This window comes from Kitasatospora sp. NPDC059146 (assembly GCF_042786665.1).
Classification (GTDB): domain Bacteria; phylum Actinomycetota; class Actinomycetes; order Streptomycetales; family Streptomycetaceae; genus Kitasatospora.
Genome location: NZ_JBHZCY010000052.1, coordinates 2,393 through 23,844 on the forward strand (window position 1 = coordinate 2,393; position 21,452 = coordinate 23,844).

The window sequence follows — 21,452 nt, forward strand, 5'->3', positions numbered from 1 at the left end:
CCGTCCCCCCTAAAACCAACAACCCCACTATCTTTTACACACCCCCCCCCCCCCCGCGCCCGGGGGGGGGGGGCCCCCGGCCCCCCCCCCCCAGCGGCGTTCCGGCCCCGCGCGCATCCGGCGTTCCGGCCCCGCGCGCACCAGGCGGTCCGTCCGGGCTACTCCCCGGCCTCGACGTGGTGCTCCCAGACCGTCTCCACCGGCGGCTTGCCGTGCAGGTCCGGCACCTCCTGCAGCCAGGCCGGCCGCCCGGCCCGGGTGCGGGCCGCGCGGCGCTGCTCTGCCTCGCGCAGCTGCGCGGGCGTGGCGAAGCCCTCCGGCAGCCACTGCGCGGAGAGCACCGCCCGGGCGGCCAGGTGGGTGACGTACGCGTGCCGGACGGCGTCCACCGAGTCGAAGCCGGGCTCGTCGGCCAGCCACTCGTCCGGGACCAGTGCCACCACCTGCTCCAGCAGGTCGACGGTGACCAGCGGCCCGAGGTCCTCGTCGGCCAGCCGGACGTCCGGGGCGCAGGCGCCCAGCGCGTGCGCGCTGAGGTCGTACCGCTTGCCGACGGACGCCCCGGCGGTGGCCCAGCGGTGGTGGAAGATCAGCGCGGCGCCGTTGTCGATCAGCCAGAGCCGCTGGTGCCAGACCATCAGGTTGGGGTTGTGCACGGTGCGGTCGACGTTGCCGGTGAGCGCGTCCAGCCAGACCACCCGTCCCGCCTCTGCGGAGTCCACCGGGATCGCCCCGGGCCGGTAGTCGGCGGCCCCGGGCAGCAGGTCCATCCCGAGGTTGAGCCCGGCGCTGGCCTTGAGCAGGTCCTGGATCTCGGTGTCCGGTTCGTCGGCGGCCACCGCCGGATCGAAGTCCACCAGCCGCAGCTCCGGCACCCGCAGTCCGAGCCGCCGGGCCAGCTCGCCGACGATCACCTCGGCCACCAGTGCCTTGCGGCCCTGGGCGGCGCCGGTGAACTTGACCACGTACGTTCCCAGGTCGTCGGTCTCCACGACGCCCGGCACCGAGCCCCCGGCCCGCAGCGGGTCCACGTAGCGCAGCGCAGTCACCAGATCGAGCACACCCGCCACCCTATCCCGCCGTGCCACGTGATTGGCTTGCCGCTGAGACCGGTACGCAGAGCGGTACCCACCACACGAGGAGAGCAAGGCATGGGACAGGTGCAGGCCACCACCGAGCGGATCTACGACGCCGCGCCCGAGCGGGTGTACGAGGCGCTGGCCGACTACCAGGTGACCCGCCCGAAGCTGCTGCCCGCGCAGTACAGCGAGTACGAGGTCCGGGTCGGCGGTACCGGCGCCGGCACCCAGGTGCACTGGAAGCTGCAGGCCACCGAGAAGCGGGTGCGCGACTGCCTGTTCACCGTCTCGTCGCCGCAGCCGGACCAGCTGGTGGAGAAGGACGCCAACTCCAGCATGGTGATCACCTGGACCGTCGCGGCCGCCGGCGAGGGCCGCACCAAGGTCACCGTCACCGCCACCTGGCAGGGCGCCACCGGCATCGGCGGCTTCTTCGAGCGCACCTTCGCCCCCAAGGGCCTGAACCGGATCCACGACCAGGTGCTGGCCAACCTGGCCGCCGAGGTGCGCTGACCCGGGGTTCCCGCCCGACCCGGGGGAATCGCCCGGAGGTTCGAGCGGCTCGTCCGCCCGTACGAGCCGAAAGCCGTACGGGTGGACGGCCCACCACCTGCGGGTGACGGGGGCCGCCCCGCACGGGGGAGCCATCCTAGGCTCGCCGCCGTGCATATGACGATCCTTCACATTTCACAGCCGGTGGACGGCGGAGTCGCCCGCGTCGTCGTCGATCTGGTCCGGGGGCAGCGCGAGGCCGGGCACCGGGTGCTGGTCGCCTGCCCGCGCGGCGGGCGGCTGGCCGAGGAGGCCGCCGCGGTCGGCGCGCTGGTCCAGGACTGGCCCGCGGACCGCTCGCCCGGCCCGGGCACCGCCGCCGAGGCCTGGCGGCTGCGCCGGATCGTCCGGGCCGCCGGACCGGACGTGGTCCACCTGCACAGTGCCAAGGCCGGGCTGGCCGGCCGGCTGGCCGTGCGCGGCGCGGTGCCGACCGTCTTCCAGCCGCACGCCTGGTCCTTCGCCGCCGTGGACGGCGCGATGGCCGCCGCGACCCTGCGCTGGGAGCGCTTCGCGAGCCGCTGGGCGCACCGGCTGCTGTGCGTCAGCGTCCAGGAGCGGGCCGACGGCGTGGCCGCGGGGGTGCACGCCGACTGGGCGGTGGTGCCCAACGGCGTCGACGTCCGCCACTACGCGCCGGCCGACCGCCGGGCCGCCCGGATCGCGCTCGGGCTGGACCTGGACGCCCCGCTCGCGGTCTGCGTCGGGCGGCTGTGCCGGCAGAAGGGCCAGGACGTGCTGCTGGCCGCCTGGCCGGAGGTGCTGCGCCGGGTGCCGCAGGCCCGGCTGGCGCTGGTCGGCGGCGGGCCGGACGAGCAGCGGCTGGCGGAGACGGTCCGGGAGTCGGCCGAGCCGTGCCGGGTCCGGCTGGTCGGGGACGTACCGGATCCGCGCCCGTGGCTGGCGGCGGCCGACCTGGTGGTGCTGCCCTCGCGCTGGGAGGGGATGGCGCTGGCGCCGCTGGAGGCGATGGCGGCGGCCCGGCCGGTGCTGCTGACGGACGTGCCGGGGGCCCGGGAGTGCCTGCCGCCGGCGGAGCGCACGCAGTCGGTGCTGCCGCCCGAGGACGCGGACGCGCTCGCCACCCGGATGGCCGAAGCGCTGTCCGACCCGATCGAGTGCGAGCGACGCGGTGCCCGGCTGCGCGAGCACGTGACGGCCCGGCACGACGTCCGCACGGTGGTCGAACAGGTGGACGTCCTGTACCGCCACCTGCTGGGGGCCGGACCGGCGGCCGGACGGCGCAGGACCCGTGTCCCAGAGCGGATCTGATCGTTTCACATGCCGTGAATCCCCGCCGTTCCGGCGCCGGCGCATTCGCACCCTCAACCGGAAATGGAAGAGGCGTTAAATCCGAAATACCTATTAATGGGCGGCTGGAATGAAACGGCAAGTCAACTTCCGGCGCACATGCCTTGGTTCGGTATTGTCGGATTTTGCCTGCTTCGTTTCGATTTCACCCCGGGAATTCCTGTCCGGGCCCTTCGCAGCCGCGTCCGTGGTGACCAGCCCTTCCGCGATCGGCCCCCTCGCCGGAGAACCGAAAGCCGCCAGCGATGGCAGGTGCTGTCAGGACCGCGCCCACCGGGCCGGGACGGCCGCCCCGTGCCGATCGGTGCCGGGGCACCGCCACCCCGGGCACACAGCAGGGGAGTTCGTGCGCTGATGACCATTGACCACGACAGCGTGCCGCGATCCGGAGGGCCCCTGTCCGGACCGCGGCTGCGCGGCACCGGGCTGCTCGACCGGCCGACCCGTACGGCGTACACCCGGGCGGTGGCGTCGCCCCGCCGGCACCGCCGGGCCTGCCGCTCCCGGCTCGCCCTGCCGCTCGCGCTGGTCCAGGTCGACGCGATCGCACTCTGCACCGGCACCGGCATCGCCAACCGCGCGATCGACCCGACCGCCCCGCTCGCCCCGCTGCTCGGCGCCGCCGCCGTCCTGCCCCTGCTCCTGCTGCTCAACCTGGCCGGCGGCCTCTACCGCACCCGGCTCACCCTGTCGGTCCTGGACGAACTCCCCGCCCTGGCCGTCCGCGCCGTGGTCGCCACCGCCTTCGCCGTCACCCTGGCCGGCTGCCTGGACGGGCGCTGGCCCGACTGCGGCCCGGCCACCCCGGCCCGGCTCACCGTCCTGCTCGGCGCCCAACTGCTGATCGCGGCCCTCGGCCGCGCCGTCCTCTACCACCTGGTCCGGCGGATCCGCCGCGGCCGCCCCGCCCCCGTCCTGGTGCTCGGCGCCGGCCGGCTCGGCCGCAAGGTCGCCGCCGCGCTCAGCCAGCACGGCGAGTACGGCATGCGCCCGGTCGGCTTCCTGGACGCCGACCCGCCGCTGCTGGCCGACGACACCGACCCGCCCGTGCTCGGCGGCCGCGAGGTGCTGGAGCGCGAGGTCCGCCGGCACCGGATCCACCACGTGATCGCCACCGCCGGCGCGGCCGACGAGGCCGAGACCGCCGCCGCCCTGCGCGATGCCGTCCGGCTCGGCTGCCAGGTCTGGCTGGTGCCCGCGCTGCGCGAGCACGGCTCGCTGCCCACCGCCCCGATCGCCGGCGGCGACCACCTCTGGGGCTTCCCCTGTCTGCGCCTCGGCAGCCCGGCCATGCGCCGCCCCGGCTGGGCCGCCAAGCGCGCCCTGGACGTCACCGCCGCCGGGTTCGGCCTGCTGCTGCTCGCCCCCGTCCTGGCCCTGTGCGCCCTCGCCGTCCGCTTCGACACCGGCCCCGGCGTGCTCTTCCGCCAGCAGCGCACCGGCCTGGACGGCCGGGTCTTCACCGTCCTCAAGTTCCGCACCCTGCGCCCCAGCAACGAGCACGAGTCGGCGACCCGCTGGAACATCTCCCAGGACCACCGGATGGGCGCCGTCGGCCGCCTGCTGCGCAAGAGCTCGCTGGACGAGCTGCCGCAGCTCTGGAACATCCTGCGCGGCGACATGAGCCTGGTCGGCCCGCGCCCCGAACGCCCCTACTTCGTCATGCGGTTCAGCCAGGCCTACCCCGAGTACGGCGACCGGCACCGCGTCCCGGTCGGCCTCACCGGCCTCGCCCAGGTCAACGGCCTGCGCGGGGACACCTCGATCGAGGAGCGGGCCCGCTTCGACAACCGCTACATCGAGAGCTGGAGCCTCTGGCAGGACGTCAAGATCCTGTGCCGCACGGCGGCCCTGATGCTCCACCCGGACGGGAGCTGACCCCGCGTGGCCCTGACCTTCCCGGCCCTTCCCCGGCCCGTCTTACGGCGGGCCCTGCCGGCCCTCGCGGACCGGTCCAGCCTGCTCGCCGCGGCCACCGTCCTGCTGGTGTGCGTGCCCGCGGGGGAGAAGGACGTCACCGCGGCCGTCCACGTCACCGCCGCCGACGTCGCCTCGCTCGCCCTGGTCGCCCTCACCGCGCTCAACCTGCTGCGCGGGCGCCTGCCCGCGATCAGCCGCACCACCTGCGCGCTGTTCGGCGGCATCGTGGCCGCCGCCGTCGTCGCCACCCTCGGCTCGATCGACCCGGCCACCAGCCTCACCGGCTTCGTCCGGCTCACCCAGGTGTTCGTCCTGGTGCCGGCCGCCGTGCTCTGCTCGCTGCGCGACCGCACCGACCAGCGGCTCGTCCTCGGCTCCTTCGTGCTGGCCGCGCTGATCCAGGGCGTGGTCGGGGCGAACCAGTACCTCACCCGCACCGGCGCCTCCTACACCGGCCAGCCGATCCGGGCCGTCGGCACCTTCGGCGCGCTGGACATCATGGCGATGTCCACCGTGGTCAGCTACGGCCTGCTCGCCGCCCTCGCCCTCGCCCTTGGCGAGCGAGGTCCCGGCGGCGACGTACGGCTGCGCCGGGTGATGTTCGCCGCCGCCGCCTTCCTGGCCTTCCCGCTCGCCGTCTCGTTCAGCCGCGGCAGCTGGATCGCCACCGGCGCCGCCGTCACCGTGCTGCTGCTGCGCGCCGACGCCCGGTTGCTGGTGCGCAGCGCCGTGCTGGGCCTGGCCGCCGCGGTCGTCCTGATCGGCGGCCTCGGGCTCGGGGCCTCCGGCGTCACCGAGCGGCTCAGTTCGATCGGCTCCGTCTCCGCCGCACCCGACCAGTCCGTCTCCGACCGCTACGACCTGTGGGCCACCGCCGGGCGGATCTGGCAGGACCACCCCGTCCACGGCGCCGGGCCGAAGGCCTTCCCCAGGCTGCGCGACAGCCACGCCCCGCTGCGGCTCTCCTCCGGCAGCGACGCCGCCGACTCCACCATCGGCTTCCAGCGCGAACCGCTGCTCTCCCCGCACAACATGTACTTCCTGGTGCTCAGCGAACAGGGCCTGATCGGCATCACCGCCTACGCCGCGCTCTTCCTCGGCCTGCTGCTCGGCTGCCTGCGGCGCCGCCACACGACCTCGCTCGCCGCGCTCGCGCTGCTCACCTGGGTGCTGGTCGACTTCCTGTACGCCGACATCGGCGGCACCACCACCGTGCTGACCTCCGTCGTCCTCGGCCTCGCGGCCCGCGCCGCCGTCCAGGAGCGGGCGATGCCCCGGTGACCACCGACCAGCCCGCGCTCGCCCCCGCCCTCCCGGCCCCGCGCAGCGCCCCCGCCGGGCCGCCCGCCGCCGCCGAGCCGCCCGCGGCCGGGCCGGAGCGGCCGCCCCGGGGCGGCTTCCTCGTCAAGGCCTTCGGCGTCACCGCCGTGCTCAGCGCCGCCGGCTCGGGCCTCGGCCTGCTGCGCGACCTCCTGCTGGCCCGCTACTTCGGCGCGAGCCAGGGCACCGACGCCTTCCTGGTCGCCTGGACCGTGCCCGAGACGGCCGCACCGCTGCTGATCGAGGACGCCATGTCCTTCCTGATGGTGCCCGCCTTCGCCCTCGCCCTGGTGCTGCGCGAGGAGGACCCGGACGCCCCCGACCCGGTCCGCCAGCTGGTCCGCGCCACCCTGCCCTGGCTGCTGCTGGCCCTCAGCGGGCTCGCCCTGGCCGCCGCCCTCGGCGCCCCCCAGCTGGTGGAGCTGCTCGCCCCCGGCCTGCCCGACCCGGGCCTGGCCGTCGCCTGCACCCGGATCACCGCGATCACCGTGCTGCCCTTCGGCGTGGCCGGCTACCTGGCCGCCGCGCTGCGCGCCCACCACAGCTTCACCGCCCCCGCGGGCATCTACGTCGCCTACAACCTCGGCATCCTGGCCCTGCTGTTCGGCTTCCACGGCGTCCTCGGGGTCCGCTCCGCCGCCCTCGGCGTGGCGCTCGGCAGTCTGCTGATGGCCGTCCTGCTGGTCGGCCCGTTCCTGCGGCACCTGCGGACCGGGCCGGCCGCGGCCGGCCGCACCCGGCGCAGCCGCAACGCGCTGGTGCTGATGCCGCTGGCCCTGCTGCCGGTGGCCGCCTTCACGCTGACCCGGCAGTCCCAGGTCTTCGTCGAGCGCTACCTCGGCTCGGCGCTGCCGCCCGGCACCATCTCGCACCTCAACTACGCCGCCAAGGTCTCCCAACTCGCCATGACGGCGGGCATCCTGATCTGCACCGTCACCTTCCCGCTGGTCGCCCGGGCACTCGCGGCGGGGGACCTCACCGCGGCCCGCGACCGGGTCGAGAAGGACCTCGGGCAGGCCGCCGCGGTCGTGCTGCTCGGCACCGCCTTCCTGATGGCCTGCGCCCCCTCGGCGGTCTCGCTGCTGTTCGAGCGCGGCGCCTTCGGCCCGGGGGACACCGCCGCCACCGCCGCCGTCATCCGGGTGTACAGCTTCGGCCTGCCCGCCCAGGCGCTGATCGGCGTGATGATCCGCCCGTACTTCTCGCTCCGCCCGGTGGTCCGCCGGGCCGACGACCCGCGCCGCGAGGACGGCGGGCGCCGGCTGCTGGACTGGTACCCGGTCGCCGCGATGCTGCTCGGCCTCGGGGTGACCGTCACCGTCGGCCTGCTCGCCACGCCCCGGTTCGGGGCGCTCGGCCTGGCCGCCGGCAACGCGAGCGGGATCACCGCCACCGCCGCGCTGCTGCTGCGCGGGCTGGTGCTGCGCGGCATCCCGCTGCGGCTGCGCCGGGTGCTCGGCGACCACGGCCGGCTGGTGCTGGCCGCCGCCGGGGGCGCCGTCGCGGGCGCCGCCGCCGCGAGCCTGTCGGCCGACCCGCTGCTCTCGACCCTCTCCGGTGGCCTGACCGTGGTGCTGGCCTTCGCCGCCCTCGGCACCGGGCTCCGGGCCCGCGAGGTGCGCGGTCCGGTGCTGGCCGCCGCCCGGGCCGTGGGGCTCGGGCCCGACCGGCGGGCCCTGAACCTGCCGACCGTCCCCGACGAAGGGAAGTCTCCCCATGGACGATGAGCGGGGATCCGTCCGTCCGGCCCTGGCGGGCGTCACCGACGCCCCGCCCGACCGGGCGCGACTGCCCAGAAGCCGCCGCCAGGCCGGCGGACCCGCCCTGCCCGGCTCCTCCTCGCCGTGGATCCTGATGTACCACTCGGTGGCGGTCGAGGAGGAGGACCCGTACCAACTCACCGTCAGCCCCGAGCGGTTCGCCGAGCAGATCGCCTGGCTGCACCGGCGCGGCCGGCGCGGCGTCTCGGTCCGCGAGCTGATGCGGGCCCGCGCCCAGGGGCAGGACGACAAGCTGGTCGGCCTGACCTTCGACGACGGCTACGCGGACTTCGCCCGGTACGCCGTCCCGATCCTCCAGGCGTACGGCTTCACCGCCACCGCGTACGTGGTCGCCGACCTGCTCGGCCAGGACAACGGCTGGGACACCGAGGGTCCGCGCAAGAAGCTGCTCACCGTCCAGGAGGTCACCGAACTCGCCTCCGCGGGCTGGGAGATCGGCTCGCACGGCCTCGGCCACCAGGCGCTGCCCGGGCTGCCCGCCGAGGTCCTCGGGGTGCAGACCCGGGAGAGCCGGCGCCTGCTGGAGGAGGTCGTCGGCGGTCCGGTCACCGGCTTCTGCTACCCGTACGGTGCCGTCGACCGGCCCGCCGCCGAGGCGGTGCGCGAGGCCGGCTACGACTACGCCTGCGCGATCGCCCACTCCCCGCTCACCGGCCGCTTCGCGCTGCCCCGCTGCTACGTCGGCGACCGGGACGGCGCCTGGCGGCTGCGCGCCAAGAAGGCCCGGCACCGGCTGCGCGACGCCGTCACCTCGCTCAAGCGCGGGCGGCGGGAGCGTCGGCCGTGAAGGTGCTGCACATCGTCACCGGGCTCGCCTCCGGCGGTGCCGAGCGCCAACTGCACCTGCTGCTGCGGCACCTGCCGCCGCACCAGCGCTGCGAGGTGCTCGCGCTGACCAACCCGGGCACGGTCGCGGACGCGCTGCGCGCCGACGGCGTGACCGTCCACCACCTCGGCATGCGCGGCAACCGGGACCTCGGGGCGCTGCCCCGGCTGGTGCGGGTGGTCCGGGCCGGCCGCTACGACCTGGTGCACACCCACCTCTACCGCGCCCAGCTGTACGGCCGGCTGGCCGCGCGGCTCGCCGGGGTGCGGGCGGTGGTGTCCACCGAGCACTCGCTGCACGCCGGGGTGATCGAGGGCCGCCCGGTCACCCGGGGCGTCAAGGGCCTCTACCTGGCCGCCGAACGGCTCGGCAGCACCACCGTGGCGGTGTCCCGGCAGGTCGCCCAGACCCTGCGCTCCTGGGGCGTCCCGCCGGCCCGGATCGAGCTGATCCCCAACGGCATCGACACCGCCGGCTACCGCCGGCCGCCCGCCGAGCGGGCCGCCGCCCGCCGCCGGATCCGGGCCGAACTCGGCCTGCCGGAGGGCGGTTGGGTGGTCGGCGGGGTCGGCCGGCTGGTGCCGGGCAAGCGCTTCGAGGTGCTGCTGGCGGCGCTCGCCGAACTCGACCCGGGGACCAGGCTGCTGCTGGTCGGCGAGGGCCCCGAGCGGGCCGGGCTGGAGCGCCGGGCGGCCGAACTCGGCGTCCGGGAGCGGCTGGTGCTCACCGGCGAGCGGGACGACGTGCCCGACCTGCTGGCCGCGATGGACGTGCTGGCGGCCCCCTCCACCGCGGAGACCTTCGGCCTGGGCGTACTGGAGGGCCTCGCGGCCGGGCTCCCGGTGCGGCACAGCGCCTGCCCGGCGCTGGACGAACTGCCGCCCAGCGCCGCCCCGCAGGCCCGCCGGATCCCCTCCGAGCCCGCCGCGTACGCCGCCGCCCTGCGCGACCTGCGGCAGCTGAGCGGCCACATCGCCGACCCGCTGCCGCACCCCCCGGCCGTCGGCCACTACGACATCGCCCGGGTCGCCGCCGACCTGGGCGCCCTCTACGACCGGCTGGCCCGCGCCTGAGCCGCCCGCCGCCGGACCGCCGTACCAGACCCAAGGAGCCACACCCATGACCACACCGCGCCGAAGCGCCCGCCACCTGGTCCGCCGCTGGTGGCCGGTGGCGCTCGCGGTGCCGCTCGGCGCCGCGGCCGGCGCCGGGTACGCCGTCGTCTCGCCCCCCTCGTACGCCGCCAGCGCCTACGTCCTCGTGGTGCCGCAGAACCCGGGGGAGGCGTCGACCGCCACCAACTTCGCCCAGGCGTACGGCCGGCTCGCGGGCCAGCCGCAGGTGCTCACGGTCGCGGCCGCCGAGACCGGCCACACCCGGTCCGAGCTGGAGTCCCTGGTCTCCGGGACGACCTCCCCGGACGCCCCGATGATCGAGATCACCGGCACCGGGAGGAAGGCCCAGGAGGCCGCCCGGACCGCCGACGCGGTGGCCCGCTCGCTGGTCGCCTTCGCCAACACCAGCAGCAGGGACACCAACGTCCGGCTGGTCACGCTGGCCCCGGCCGCCGAGCCGGACAAGCCGACCACGCCCTCCGGCAAGCTGGACGTCGCGGTCGGCGCCGCGGCCGGGCTGCTGCTCGGGTCGCTGGTGCTGATGACCCGCCGGCGCGGCGGCCCGGACGGCCCCGGGGCCGCGGAGGCCCCGACGGCTCCCGCGCCGACCGGGACCGCCGAGCCGACCGGGACTCCCGAGGCCCCCGCCCCGGCCCCCGCCCCGGACCCGGCCCCCGCCGCGCCCCGCCCGCGGGCCGAGGAGCCGGCCGGCAAGGCCCGCCCGAGGACCGGGCCGACGCCGGAGCCGGCGGGCGAGCCGAAGGCCGGTGCGAAGGACGGGGCGAAGCCCGAGCCCGAGCCCGCCGCCGCGCCCGAGCGTCCGGCCAAGGAGAAGGCCGCGGCCCGGAGCGGACGATGAGCACCGAGACCCGCGCCGCCGGCCTCCCGGCCCAGTCCGCCGCGCCCGTCTGGACCACCGAGCTGCACCGCGAGGACGACGCGCTGGACACCGTCGCCGAGGAGTGGGACGACCTGGCGGCCCGCTGCCGCACCGCCACCTTCTTCCAGGCCGCCGCCTGGCAGCGCTCCTGGTGGCGCCACTACGGCCGCCCCGGCGCGCTGCTGGTGGTGCTGGTCAGGCGGGACGGCCGACTGGTCGGCGCCGGTGCCTTCATGCGCCGCGGCGGCCCGTTCGGCGGCCTCACCGGCCTCGGCGCCGGGCTGGTCGACTACGGCGACGTCCTGCTGGACGACGACTGCGCCGACCGGGCCGCCGCCGAGTTCGCCGCCGCCCTTCCGCTCACCCGCCCCTGGCACTGGCTGGAGCTGCGCGAGGTGCACCCCGAGGCCGCGGTGCAGCGGGTCTACGAGCACTGGCGCGGCACCCGCCGCAGCCACCAGGACTCGCTCTGCCAGTACCTGCCGGCCGTCCCGATGGAGCGGCTGCTCAAGCGGGTGCCCGGCAAGACGGCCCAGCGCAGCCGGGTGAAGCTGCGCAAGATCGCCGAGGCCGGGGTGCAGGTCCGGTCCACGCCGGTCGAGGAGGTCCCGGCCGCGCTGGAGGGGCTGCTGCGGCTGCACTTCCTCCAGTGGCAGCAGCGCGGCGTCACCGCCGAGCACCGCACCGAGCGCTTCGCCCGGCACCTGACCGAGTCCACCACCGGCCTGGTCGCCACCGGCCGGGCGGCCGTCCACCAGTTCCACCTGGACGGCGAGCTGGTCGCGGTCAACCTGCTGCTGCTCTGCCCGTCCTTCGGCGGGCTGTACATGTACGGCGCCCACCCGGCGTTGCGCGAGCGGCTGGACATCGCCGGGCTGCTGTTCAGCGCGGCCCTGGACGAGACGGTCGGCGCGGGCATCCCGGTGCTCGGCCTGCTGCGCGGCCAGGAACCGTACAAGCAGCGCTGGCGGCCGGACCGGATGCCCAACCGGCGGCTGCTGCTGGGCCCGGCCGGAGCGGCCCCGGCGGCCGTCGCCCGGTCCGCTGCGGTGCTGGCCCGGCAGGCGGCGGCGCACCAGCTGCGCACCCGCTTCCCCCGGCTCAAGGAGGCGCTGCTGGCCCGCCGCCGGGCCTGACCGCCGCTCAGCGCCGGGACGGCGTCCGGGCCGGGGACGGGCTCGGCGAGGCCCCGGCCGACGGGCTCGCCGTGGCGGCGGGCGCGGTGGCGCCCGGCGTGGCGGGCACGGTGGCCGGTGCGGTGGCGCCCGGAGTGGCGGTCCCCGACGGGGTGGGCGCGCCGGGCGGCCTCGGGACGACCGGCACGATCGGAGCGGGGGGCGCCGTCGGCACGACCGGCGGCGCCCCTTGCGAACCCGCCATCAGCTGCTTGAACGCCGCCGTCGAGCGCGGATTGCTGCGGCACTGGAAGAAGCCGTGCGGGCAGTAGTCGGTGACGGTCTGGTAGGCGGTGTCGTGGGTGCGCATCCAGTCGACCATCCGCCGGACGAACTCGGGGTTGTCGCCGTTGCGGAACAGCCCCCACTCCGGGTACGAGACCGGCTTGCCGTGCTTGGCCGCGAACTCCACCTGGTCCTGGAGGCCGTACGGCTCGCGCACGTAGTCGTCGAAGGTGCTCCCGGCCGGCTGGTCGTAGCTGTCCGTGCCGACGATGTCGACCACGTCGTCGCCGGGGTAGCACTTGGTCCACGGGATGGCGTCCAGGCCCCGGTTGGGGGTGAAGTCGAAGCGGAAGCGCTGCCCGGGCACCGAGCGCATCACCCCGACGATCCGGCGCCAGTAGGCCTTCCAGGCGGCCGGGTCGGGCTTGCAGCGGTGGGTGTAGGTGACGCCGTTCATCTCCCAGCCGAGGGTGAGCACGGTGTCCGCGCCGCCGAGCGCCACCAGCCGGCGGGCGAGCCGCAGGAAGTGGCTGTCGAAGTCCCCGCGGGCGCCCTGGCCCAGCAGCCTGGCGACCTCGCCGTCCGGCACGTTCGCCTCGTTGGGCACCAGCATCGGCACGCCGAGCACCAGCAGCCGGGACGGGTCGGCCAGCCGCCACTGCGACCACAGGCCGAGCACCACCGGCTCGCCCTCGATGTCCGCCCAGCTGTTGCCCGCCAGGTAGGTGTGGCCGACCTGCATGTTCGCGTTGCCCAGCCACTGGGCGTACTTGCCGATCTGCGGGATGTAGTCGTCCCAGGAGCCGACGAAGGCGCCGAACGGCGGCTCGTGCCGGGGCCGCTGGACCGGCGGGCGGGGGGCCGCGCCGCGCGGCTCGAAGGCGTCCGAGGAGAGGCTGTGCCGTTCGGTCCGGCTGAGCGGTGTCCCGGCCGGGACACTGGCCGTGGCCATCAGCAGCAGAGCGGCGGCGGCCAGCGTCAGGCGGCCCATGCGCATGGTCTCTCCTCCGGACGTCGCGGGAGCGGGGCGGGCGGGAGACGACACCGACGGACCGTCGCGCCACGCTCGCCGACAGTAGGCCCGGCGGAGGACGGAAAAGCCGAATGTCACCCTAAAGTGGGCGATATTCGAACGCCGTCTGCCGCAACACCCGTCCGGCCCGGCCCCGTGTATCAGCTCTGTAACGGTCCGGCGGGGTCCGCGGGGCCCGCCGCGCGGGGCCCCGCCGACCGGCCGGGGAGCCGACGGCGCAGGTGGGCGGGCGGGCGCACCGGGCGGGCGCGCACGGTCCGCCGTGCGGTCGCCGGTGGGCCCGGGCGGCGATTCCAGGCTGACTGGCGCACCCGCCGAAAGGTACGCTCCGGCCGTGTCCTGGAAGCCGCCGCGTGTCCTCACCCCCCGCTCGATCCTGCCTGCCCTGGCGGTGATGCTGGTCCTTGCGGCCGGTGCTGCGGCGCACGCGAACAAGCCGGTGCCGTTCGGCGACCGGGTGGCGGGGCCGGGGGACGCGGAGGCGACCCCGGTCAACTCGCAGTCGGTCAGCTCGGCCGACCTGGACCTGCGGGTGGTCGGCCCCGGCCTGGAGGCGTACCACAAGCAGACCGGCGAGCGGGCCTGGACGTACCGCCGCGAGGGCGCCGAGGCGCTCTACCTGGCGATGGCCGGGGACAACGCGATCGTGGTCTGGGACGACGGCCTGGTCACCTCCGTCCGCCCGGGCGACCACGAGGTGCGCTGGCACCGCGCCGTACCCGGCCTGGCCGACTACCTGCGCGCCGACGGCGAGCCGGGCGCCGACAAGCGCACCGACGCCCAGCGCAAGGACACCGCCAAGCAGCGGGCCGCGGCCGCGCTGCACACCGTGCAGCGGGACGGCTCGCCCTGGCTGGCCGTGGTGACGCCGACCCTGACCATGGGCCTGCGCGACGCCGACGGCGACCTGCGCTACAACGACCGGCCCTCCAACGGCTGCCTCTACGACCCGCTGCGCACCGTGCACACCGACTACGCCGTGCTCATCCCGCGGACCTGCACCAACAGCAGCGGGGTGGCCGTCTCCGGCGGCATCACCGGCTACCGGCTGGACAGCAACGGCTGGTCGATGATCACCGGCCCGGCCGCGACGGTGAAGGCGCTGGACGCCGGCCGGGTGGAGATCACCGACGGCCCGATCGTGCCGCCCAAGGTCTTCGACACCAAGGCGGCCGCCCCCGAGACCGGCTGCGCCAACCCGGACGCCCCGTTCGCCGCGGTCCGCCCCCAGGGCGGCTGCGCCGATCCCTCGGCGAGCCCGGCCGCCCCCGCCCCGAGCACCCCGGCGGACCCGGCGGCCACGCCGCAGCAGTAGCCGCGGGCGGGCCGGCGGGTACCCCGGGGCGGTACGCCCCCGGGGCGTTTCGCGCGGCCCGGTAGACTGGCCGTCATGGCTATCTTCTCCGGGCAATAGCGGGTGGTGGCGCCCGGTCCCGGCGCGCCGACCGCCGATGAAGCCCCCTTCCCGCCGCCCGGGTCCGCACCCGGCCGCCCGCCCACGTCCCAGGAGCAGTCCCAGCCATGATTTCCGCCAACGCCCTAGAGCTGCGCGCCGGTGCCCGGATCCTGATCGAGTCCGCGAACTTCAAGGTCGCCGCCGGCGACCGGATCGGCCTGGTCGGGCGCAACGGCGCCGGCAAGACCACGCTCACCAAGGTGCTGGCCGGTGAGGGCCTGCCCGCCGCCGGTACCGTCACCCGCTCGGGCGAGGTCGGCTACCTCCCGCAGGACCCGCGCACCGGCGACCTGGACGTCCTCGCCAAGGACCGCATCCTCTCCGCCCGCGGCCTCGACACCGTGCTGAAGAAGATGCGCGAGAACGAGGACCGGATGGCCAACGGCCAGGGCGCCACCCGGGACAACGCGATGAAGAAGTACGCGCGCCTGGAGACCGAGTTCCTCACCAAGGGCGGGTACGCCGCCGAGGCCGAGGCCGCCACCATCGCCGCGGCGCTGGGCCTGCCGGACCGCATCCTCGCCCAGCCGCTGCACACCCTCTCCGGTGGTCAGCGCCGCCGCGTCGAGCTCGCCCGGATCCTCTTCTCGGACTCCGACGTGCTGCTGCTCGACGAGCCCACCAACCACCTGGACGCGGACTCGATCGTCTGGCTGCGGGACTTCCTCAAGACGTACAAGGGCGGCTTCATCGTCATCTCGCACGACGTCGACCTGGTCGAGACGGTCGTCAACAAGGTCTTCTACCTGGACGCCAACCGCTCCGCCATCGACGTCTACAACATGGGCTGGCGGCAGTACCAGCAGCAGCGCGAGGACGACGAGAAGCGCCGCAAGCGCGAGCGGGCCAACGCGGAGAAGAAGGCCGCGACCCTGAACGCCCAGGCCGACAAGATGCGCGCCAAGGCGACCAAGACGGTGGCCGCGCAGAACATGGCCCGCCGCGCCGACAAGCTGCTCGCCGGCCTGGACCAGGTCCGGGTGAGCGACAAGGTCGCCAAGCTGCGCTTCCCGGACCCGGCGCCCTGCGGCAAGACCCCGCTGACCGCCAGCGGCCTGTCCAAGTCCTACGGCTCGCTGGAGATCTTCACCGACGTCGACCTGGCGATCGACCGGGGCTCCCGGGTCGTCGTGCTGGGCTTCAACGGCGCGGGCAAGACCACCCTGCTGCGGATGCTGGCCGGGGTGGAGCAGCCGGACACCGGCGAGGTGATCCCCGGCCACGGCCTCAAGATCGGCTACTACGCCCAGGAGCACGAGACGCTCGACCCCGAGCGCAGCGTGCTGGAGAACATGCGCTCGGCCGCGCCGGACACCGACCTGGTGCAGATCCGCAAGATCCTCGGCTCCTTCCTGTTCTCCGGCGACGACGTGGACAAGCCGGCCGGGGTGCTCTCCGGCGGTGAGAAGACCCGTCTGGCCCTGGCCACCCTGGTGGTCTCCTCGGCCAACGTGCTGCTGCTGGACGAGCCCACCAACAACCTCGACCCGGCCAGCCGCGAGGAGATCCTGGGCGCGCTGCGCGAGTTCTCCGGCGCGGTCGTGCTGGTCACCCACGACGAGGGCGCGGTCGAGGCGCTCGACCCGGAGCGGATCATCCTGCTGCCCGACGGGGTCGAGGACCTGTGGAACCCGTCGTACGCCGATCTGGTCTCGCTGGCCTGACCGGAAGTAGACGCCGGATCCGCTTTTCGGCCCAGAATATCTAGTCCTTTCGGCGTGTCCGGGAATGAAGAAGACCCGGATTCCGTTTAAGCACTTCCCGTCGGCCCGCCACTCGAACGTGGTCGGGCCGACGCTGCTGATCAGCTATTTCTCGGCATTCGGCGGCAGCCGCCCGGGGGCGTGCACTCTGCGTGAGCGCCCTGGTGCGCTCGGATCACCACCGCAGGACCACGCATTTGCGACATCGACCTTGTCGAATGGGTGGCCAGGACGCGGTGGATGGGTGATCATGGGAATCTGACCGAGCAACGCTACGAGGAGGCACGGGTGGCCGAGACTCTGAAAAAGGGCAGCCGGGTGACCGGTGCCGCGCGTGAGAAGCTCGCGGCCGATCTCAAGAAGAAGTACGACTCCGGGGCGAGCATTCGCGCTCTCGCGGAGGAGACCGGTCGTTCGTACGGCTTCGTGCACCGGATGCTGAGCGAGTCCGGAGTGATCCTCCGGGGCCGCGGCGGTGCCACGCGGGGCAAGAACAAGGCGACTGCCGGGGCCGGTTCCTGACGGTCAATCAGCTCTGAGCTGGATGGCGCGGCGGCCTGACGCCCGCCGAGGAGACGACGGCCGACCACGGCCGGGCGTCCGCCCTCGGGTCGAGTGGACCGGCCGCCGATCGTCATGTCCGCCCCCGGGTGCCGGGGGCCGTTCCGATCTTTGCGGGCCGAGGGCCTGCCCGTCCGCGCCCAGGTTTGTTACTCTCCGGTAGCCACGTCCCCCGCCACCGGAGGTTCCCGCATGACCGCCCCCGCCACCGACCCGCAGGCCCCGAGCTGGGAGCGGGACGGCGTCCGGCTGGAGATCGACGGCGAGCTCGCCGTCGTCACCCTCTGTCAGCCCAAGCGGCGCAACGCCCAGTCGCCCGCACTCTGGCGCGCCCTCGCCCAGGCCGGTCGCGAACTGCCCGGCAGCGTGCGGGTGGTGCTGCTGCGCGCCGAGGGCGTCTCCTTCTCCGCCGGACTGGACCGGGCGATGTTCACCCCCGAGGGCATCCCCGGCGAGCCCACCTTCCTGCAGCTGGCCGGCTCCGCCGACCAGGAGCTGGACGACGCCATCGCCGCCTACCAGGAGGCCTTCACCTGGTGGCGCCGCGCCGACCTGGTCTCCATCGCCGTCGTCCAGGGCCACGCCGTCGGGGCCGGCTTCCAGCTCGCGCTCGGCTGTGACCTGCGGGTGGTCGCCGACGACGTGCAGTTCGCCATGAAGGAGACCTCGCTCGGGCTCGTCCCCGACCTGGCCGGCACCAAGCCGCTGGTCGACCTCGTCGGCTACGCCCGGGCGCTGGAGATCTGCGCGACCGGCCGCTGGGTCGGCGCCGAGGAGGCCGCCGCGACCGGGCTGGCCAACCTGTCGGTGCCCGGCGCCGAACTCGACGCCGCCGCCCGGGACCTCGCCGCCGCCCTGCTGGCCGCCCCGCGCGGGGCCGTGACCGAGACCAAGGCCCTGCTCCAGGGGGCCTCCGGACGGTCGTACGAGGAGCAGCGTTCGGCCGAACGGGCGGCCCAGGCCCGCCGGCTGCGGGAACTCGCCGGGATCGGCGACTGACCCACCCGCCATTGCGCGCAGGCCCGGCCCCGGGGGAGCACCCCGGGGCCGGGCCGGCGGCGTTCCGGGGCGTGCTCGGCGGGCGGGGGTCGTGGCGGAATGCCAGAGTTGGGGAGGTTTGCGATATAGCTGGAGCCGCTACGAGGGAGATGCGCCCCATGCCTGACACTCCGACGCCCGCGACCCTGCACAAGAACCCCGGTGGCGGGCCCACCCCCGGCCCGCCCGCCGGTGCCCGGCCCGCGCCCGGCGCGGGCGGGGACGGCGGTCGGCCGTCCGCCGAGCGCGGCCGCACGGCGCTGGCGGTCGGTGTGGTGGAGAAGATCGCCGGGATGGCCGCCCGGGAGGTCTCCGGCATCCACGCGCTGGGCTCCGGACTGGCCCGCACCTTCGGCGCGATGCGGGACCGGGTCCCCGGCGGCAGGTCGAGCATCGGGCGCGGGATCAAGGCCGAGGTCGGCGAGAAGCAGACCGCGATCGACATCGCCCTGGTGGTCGAGTACGGCGTGGTGATCCCCGAACTCGCCCGCCAGGTGCGGGAGAACATCATCGACGCGGTGGAGCGGATGACCGGCCTGGAGGTCGTCGAGGTCAACATCGCGGTCAACGACGTCCACCTCCCGGACGAACCGGAGTTCGAGGAGGAAGAGGAGCCGGTGGCGTCGTCGGGGCAGCGGCCCAAGCTCAAGTAGCGCCCGGCCGCGGGACCGCCCGGGGTGTTGGTGTCGGCGTTCGGTGGAGGACGAGGGAGTAGCGGATGAACCTGGCCATCGTCGGCCTGGTGGTGGGCATGGCCCTCGGCTTCGCCGGGTACTTCGGCGGGTTCGCGGCGTTCCTGCTGGTGGCGGCGCTCGGGCTGGTCGGCTTCGTGGCCGGGCGGCTGCTGGAGGGCGACATCGAGCTCGGCGACCTCGGGGACCTGCTCCGCGGTCGCGACCGGCGGCGCTGATGGGGGCCGCCGTACCGGCGCCTGGTCCCGGCCCTGGCCCCGTCCCTGGTCCCGTCCCTGGCCCCGCCTCCGGTGCGGTGCGCCGGGGGCGGTTGCGGGTCGCCGACCGGGTGTACGAACGGATCGCCGGGCAGGCGGCGCGGGAGGTGGTCGCCGAGGCCTGGGTCGGGCGGTCGGTGAAGGGGGAGCCGCCGAAGGTCTCGGTGGCGCGGCCGGGCAGCACGGTGACCGTCCGGGTGGCGGTCGAGCTGCCCTTCCCGGCGGACCTGGCCGGACTCGCCCGGCGGGTGCGGGACCGGGTGGCGGCGCAGGTGAACGGGCTGACGGGGACGAAGGTGTCCGAAGTGGTCGTGGTGGTCGAGAAGTTGGTCGCCGGGGGAGCGTGGTGAAGGGGGACGCGGTGGCGGCGTCGGGGCCGGAGGGGGCGGGTTCGGAGGGGTCGGGTTCGGAGGCGGTGGGGAAGGTGCCCCGGTTGCGGTCGGGGCGGGCGGCCGTCGCGGCGCCGGTCGCCACGCTGGTGCTGGTGGTGGCGGGAGCGCTGCTGTACGACGCGGTCGCGGTCCGGGCCGGGCAGCCGGCCCGGCGGTGGCGGGCGCAGATCGCGGACGAGCTGGCCACCCGGCACCTGGACGACCTGTGGGTGCTGGTCGGCGCCGGTGCGGCGGCCCTGGTCGGGCTGGGGCTGCTGTGGCTGGCGTTCGCACCCGGGCTGCGGCGCTGGCTGGTGCTGCGGCCGTACGGCGGGACGGGGGCGGCGATCGACCGGGCCGGGGTCGGGCACCTGCTGGCGGACCGGGCCGCCGGGCTGGCGGGCATCGAGCACCTGAGGGTCAAGGTCGGGCGGCGGCGGGTGCGGGTGTCGGTGAGCGGGCCGGTGGACCCGGCGGGGGTGCAGCGGCAGTTGCGGGAGGAGCTGGCGCGGGTGGGGTTGGCGCGGCCGTTGCGGCTGGACGTGCGGTCCTGGCGGGGGCCGGCGGGTGGGGGCGTGGCCGGGGAGTCGGCGGACGGGGTGGGGGAGCGGACCGGGGAGGCGGCGCGGTGAAGCGGACGGTCGTCAACCGGGTGCTGCTGGCGGTGGTGGGGGCGGTGCTGGTGGGAGTCGGGGTGCTGGTGCTGGCGGGCGGGCTCGACCTGTACCGGCGGCTGGGGGTCGATCCGCCGAGCTGGTGGCCGTTGACCTCGCCGGACCAGCCGGTGGTCAGCGCACGCTCCCGGGTGCGGTGGGTCGGCTCCTCGTGGTGGTGGCCGACGGTGATCGGGGGGCTGTCGCTGCTGGTGCTCGGGACGGCCTGGTGGCTGGTGGCGCAGCTGCGGCGGACCGGACTCGCCCACATCACGGTGCCGACGCCAGGGGCGCGGGGGCTGCGGATGCGGGTGAACTCGCGGGCGCTGGAGGAGGCGCTGGAGCACGGTACGGCGGTGCTGCCGGAGGTGCAGCGGGCCGGGGTCCGGCTGGTGCGGGCCCCCGGGCACCCGCGGCTGCGGGGCGCCGTACGGCTGACCCCGGGCGGGGACCCGGTCGGGCTGGTGGAGCACTTCGAGGACGGGCCGCGGACGGACGCGGTACGGAGTCTGGGGCTGGCGGAGCTGCCGGCCGACCTGCGGATCCGGGTGTTGCAGGAGGCTCCCGCCGGGGAGCGGCGGTCCGGGCGGCGTGGGTCTGGGCGGCGCGGGGTCGGGCGGCGGCGGGAGCGTCGGCAGCTGGAGTAGTCCGGGGGTCGGGGGCGAGGGAGTGGGGGCGGAGGGGCGGAGGGCTAGAGGGAGCGGAGGGCGCCGCCGTCGACCGGGACCATCAGGCCGGTCAGGTAGGAGGCGGCGGGGGAGAGCAGGAAGGCGGCGACCTTGCCGAACTCCTCCGGGGTGCCGTAGCGGCCCAGCGGGATGTTGGCGCTGTGCTGGGCGCGGGCGGCCTCCGGGTCGGGGGCGAGGGCGTCCAGCTCGCGGACCCGGTCCGTGTCGATCCGGGCCGGGAGCAGGCCGAGCACCCGGATGCCGCGCGGGCCGAGCTCGTCGGCGAGGCTCTTCGCGGCCATCGCCAGACCGGGGCGCAGACCGTTGGAGATGCCGAGGCCGGGGATCGGCTGGCGGACCGAGCTGGAGAGCACGAAGCCGATCACCCCGCCGGAGGGGAGGGCGGCGGCCGCGGTGCGGGCGAGGCGGAGGGCGCCGAGGAAGACGGACTCGAAGGCGTCGCGCCAGGCGGACTCGGGGGTCGTCTCGACCGGGCCGGCCTGCGGGCCGCCGACGCTGATCAGGATGCCGTCGAAGCGGCCGAAACGGGAGTTGGCCTCGGCGATCAGGCGGTCGGCGGTGTCGGGGGCGGCGTTGTCGGCGACCAGGCCGTGGGCGGAGCCGAGCGTGTCGAGCTCGGCGACGGCGGCGTCGACGGCCTGCGGGGTGCGGCCGCTGATCAGTACGTGGGCACCGTCGGCGGCGAGTTCGCGGGCGGCGGCGAGGCCGAGGCCTCGGGTGGCGCCGGTGACGATGTAGGCCTTGTTCTTGAGTCCTAGGTCCATGGGGGACATTTTGCCGCCGTAGGGGCCGCTGTGCGGGGTTGGGGCTGGCGT

At 75.5% G+C, this 21,452-nt stretch carries 21 protein-coding genes; 18 read left to right on the forward strand and 3 right to left on the reverse strand.

All coding sequences use genetic code 11. From position 1 onward, the window contains the following. Positions 1–158: 158 nt before the first annotated feature. Positions 159–1,061, reverse strand: coding sequence for a HipA family kinase (locus ACFXPX_RS22250; RefSeq protein WP_380642900.1), 903 nt, complete (start codon positions 1,059–1,061; stop codon positions 159–161). 90 nt (positions 1,062–1,151) lie between these two features. On the opposite strand from ACFXPX_RS22250, the gene ACFXPX_RS22255 reads away from it, so the two are divergent. From ACFXPX_RS22255 to ACFXPX_RS22295, 9 genes are all read left to right on the forward strand, one after another. Then, complete coding sequence (locus ACFXPX_RS22255; protein ID WP_375893977.1) at positions 1,152–1,592, forward strand: SRPBCC family protein; 441 nt, start codon at positions 1,152–1,154, stop codon at positions 1,590–1,592. 156 nt (positions 1,593–1,748) lie between these two features. Beyond that, positions 1,749–2,903 carry a glycosyltransferase gene (locus ACFXPX_RS22260; RefSeq protein ID WP_380591767.1) on the forward strand — a complete coding sequence of 385 codons (1,155 nt, stop codon included), beginning with the start codon at positions 1,749–1,751 and terminating at the stop codon, positions 2,901–2,903. Between the two features lie 393 nt (positions 2,904–3,296). Further along, positions 3,297–4,820 (forward strand): sugar transferase, encoded by a 1,524-nt coding sequence (locus ACFXPX_RS22265; protein WP_375893972.1) that lies wholly within the window; start codon positions 3,297–3,299, stop codon positions 4,818–4,820. Positions 4,821–4,826: 6 nt separating this feature from the next. Beyond that, the gene (locus tag ACFXPX_RS22270; RefSeq protein ID WP_380642902.1) at positions 4,827–6,143 is read left to right on the forward strand and encodes an O-antigen ligase family protein; all 1,317 of its coding nucleotides are present in this window, start codon (positions 4,827–4,829) and stop codon (positions 6,141–6,143) included. After that, a complete protein-coding gene (locus ACFXPX_RS22275) occupies positions 6,140–7,909 on the forward strand; it encodes a lipid II flippase MurJ (RefSeq protein ID WP_380591763.1) in 1,770 nt (589 codons plus the stop codon). The genes ACFXPX_RS22270 and ACFXPX_RS22275 overlap by 4 nt, the downstream gene beginning before the upstream one ends. Next, on the forward strand, positions 7,899–8,750 hold the full coding sequence (locus tag ACFXPX_RS22280; protein ID WP_375893967.1) for a polysaccharide deacetylase family protein: 852 nt from the start codon (positions 7,899–7,901) through the stop codon (positions 8,748–8,750). Before ACFXPX_RS22275 ends, ACFXPX_RS22280 begins: the two co-directional genes overlap by 11 nt. Further along, the gene (locus ACFXPX_RS22285; protein ID WP_375893964.1) at positions 8,747–9,862 is read left to right on the forward strand and encodes a glycosyltransferase; all 1,116 of its coding nucleotides are present in this window, start codon (positions 8,747–8,749) and stop codon (positions 9,860–9,862) included. Before ACFXPX_RS22280 ends, ACFXPX_RS22285 begins: the two co-directional genes overlap by 4 nt. A 46-nt stretch (positions 9,863–9,908) precedes the next feature. After that, the gene (locus ACFXPX_RS22290) at positions 9,909–10,763 is read left to right on the forward strand and encodes a Wzz/FepE/Etk N-terminal domain-containing protein (protein ID WP_375893961.1); all 855 of its coding nucleotides are present in this window, start codon (positions 9,909–9,911) and stop codon (positions 10,761–10,763) included. Continuing rightward, on the forward strand, positions 10,760–11,920 hold the full coding sequence (locus ACFXPX_RS22295; protein ID WP_380642904.1) for a GNAT family N-acetyltransferase: 1,161 nt from the start codon (positions 10,760–10,762) through the stop codon (positions 11,918–11,920). Before ACFXPX_RS22290 ends, ACFXPX_RS22295 begins: the two co-directional genes overlap by 4 nt. Positions 11,921–11,927: 7 nt before the next feature. Here ACFXPX_RS22295 and ACFXPX_RS22300 read toward each other — a convergent pair whose 3' ends face one another. Continuing rightward, entirely contained in the window at positions 11,928–13,181 is a 1,254-nt protein-coding gene (locus ACFXPX_RS22300; protein ID WP_380642906.1) for a glycoside hydrolase family 26 protein, read from the reverse strand. A gap of 370 nt (positions 13,182–13,551) precedes the next feature. On the opposite strand from ACFXPX_RS22300, the gene ACFXPX_RS22305 reads away from it, so the two are divergent. The 9 genes from ACFXPX_RS22305 to ACFXPX_RS22345 all read left to right on the forward strand — a co-directional run bounded on the left by ACFXPX_RS22305 (position 13,552) and on the right by ACFXPX_RS22345 (position 20,595). Continuing rightward, on the forward strand, positions 13,552–14,532 hold the full coding sequence (locus ACFXPX_RS22305; RefSeq protein WP_375893955.1) for a hypothetical protein: 981 nt from the start codon (positions 13,552–13,554) through the stop codon (positions 14,530–14,532). Between the two features lie 206 nt (positions 14,533–14,738). Beyond that, positions 14,739–16,337 (forward strand): ABC-F family ATP-binding cassette domain-containing protein, encoded by a 1,599-nt coding sequence (locus ACFXPX_RS22310; protein ID WP_375893952.1) that lies wholly within the window; start codon positions 14,739–14,741, stop codon positions 16,335–16,337. A 327-nt stretch (positions 16,338–16,664) separates the two neighbouring features. After that, positions 16,665–16,898, forward strand: a complete 234-nt coding sequence (locus ACFXPX_RS22315) for a helix-turn-helix domain-containing protein (protein WP_030059940.1) — start codon at positions 16,665–16,667, stop codon at positions 16,896–16,898. Between the two features lie 231 nt (positions 16,899–17,129). Further along, positions 17,130–17,936 carry an enoyl-CoA hydratase/isomerase family protein gene (locus tag ACFXPX_RS22320; RefSeq protein WP_380527945.1) on the forward strand — a complete coding sequence of 269 codons (807 nt, stop codon included), beginning with the start codon at positions 17,130–17,132 and terminating at the stop codon, positions 17,934–17,936. 158 nt (positions 17,937–18,094) lie between these two features. Further along, entirely contained in the window at positions 18,095–18,628 is a 534-nt protein-coding gene (locus tag ACFXPX_RS22325; RefSeq protein WP_375893945.1) for an Asp23/Gls24 family envelope stress response protein, read from the forward strand. Between the two features lie 65 nt (positions 18,629–18,693). Further along, the gene (locus ACFXPX_RS22330) at positions 18,694–18,885 is read left to right on the forward strand and encodes a hypothetical protein (RefSeq protein WP_063349611.1); all 192 of its coding nucleotides are present in this window, start codon (positions 18,694–18,696) and stop codon (positions 18,883–18,885) included. Between the two features lie 110 nt (positions 18,886–18,995). Beyond that, the gene (locus ACFXPX_RS22335) at positions 18,996–19,274 is read left to right on the forward strand and encodes an Asp23/Gls24 family envelope stress response protein (protein ID WP_380527942.1); all 279 of its coding nucleotides are present in this window, start codon (positions 18,996–18,998) and stop codon (positions 19,272–19,274) included. Between the two features lie 83 nt (positions 19,275–19,357). Continuing rightward, positions 19,358–19,927: a DUF6286 domain-containing protein gene (locus ACFXPX_RS22340; RefSeq protein ID WP_380591753.1), complete on the forward strand. Its 570-nt coding sequence runs from the start codon at positions 19,358–19,360 to the stop codon at positions 19,925–19,927. After that, complete coding sequence (locus ACFXPX_RS22345; RefSeq protein ID WP_375893937.1) at positions 19,924–20,595, forward strand: alkaline shock response membrane anchor protein AmaP; 672 nt, start codon at positions 19,924–19,926, stop codon at positions 20,593–20,595. Before ACFXPX_RS22340 ends, ACFXPX_RS22345 begins: the two co-directional genes overlap by 4 nt. Positions 20,596–20,639: 44 nt before the next feature. Here ACFXPX_RS22345 and ACFXPX_RS22350 read toward each other — a convergent pair whose 3' ends face one another. Continuing rightward, positions 20,640–21,401 carry an SDR family oxidoreductase gene (locus tag ACFXPX_RS22350; protein ID WP_375893936.1) on the reverse strand — a complete coding sequence of 254 codons (762 nt, stop codon included), beginning with the start codon at positions 21,399–21,401 and terminating at the stop codon, positions 20,640–20,642. Positions 21,402–21,452: the final 51 nt, after the last annotated feature.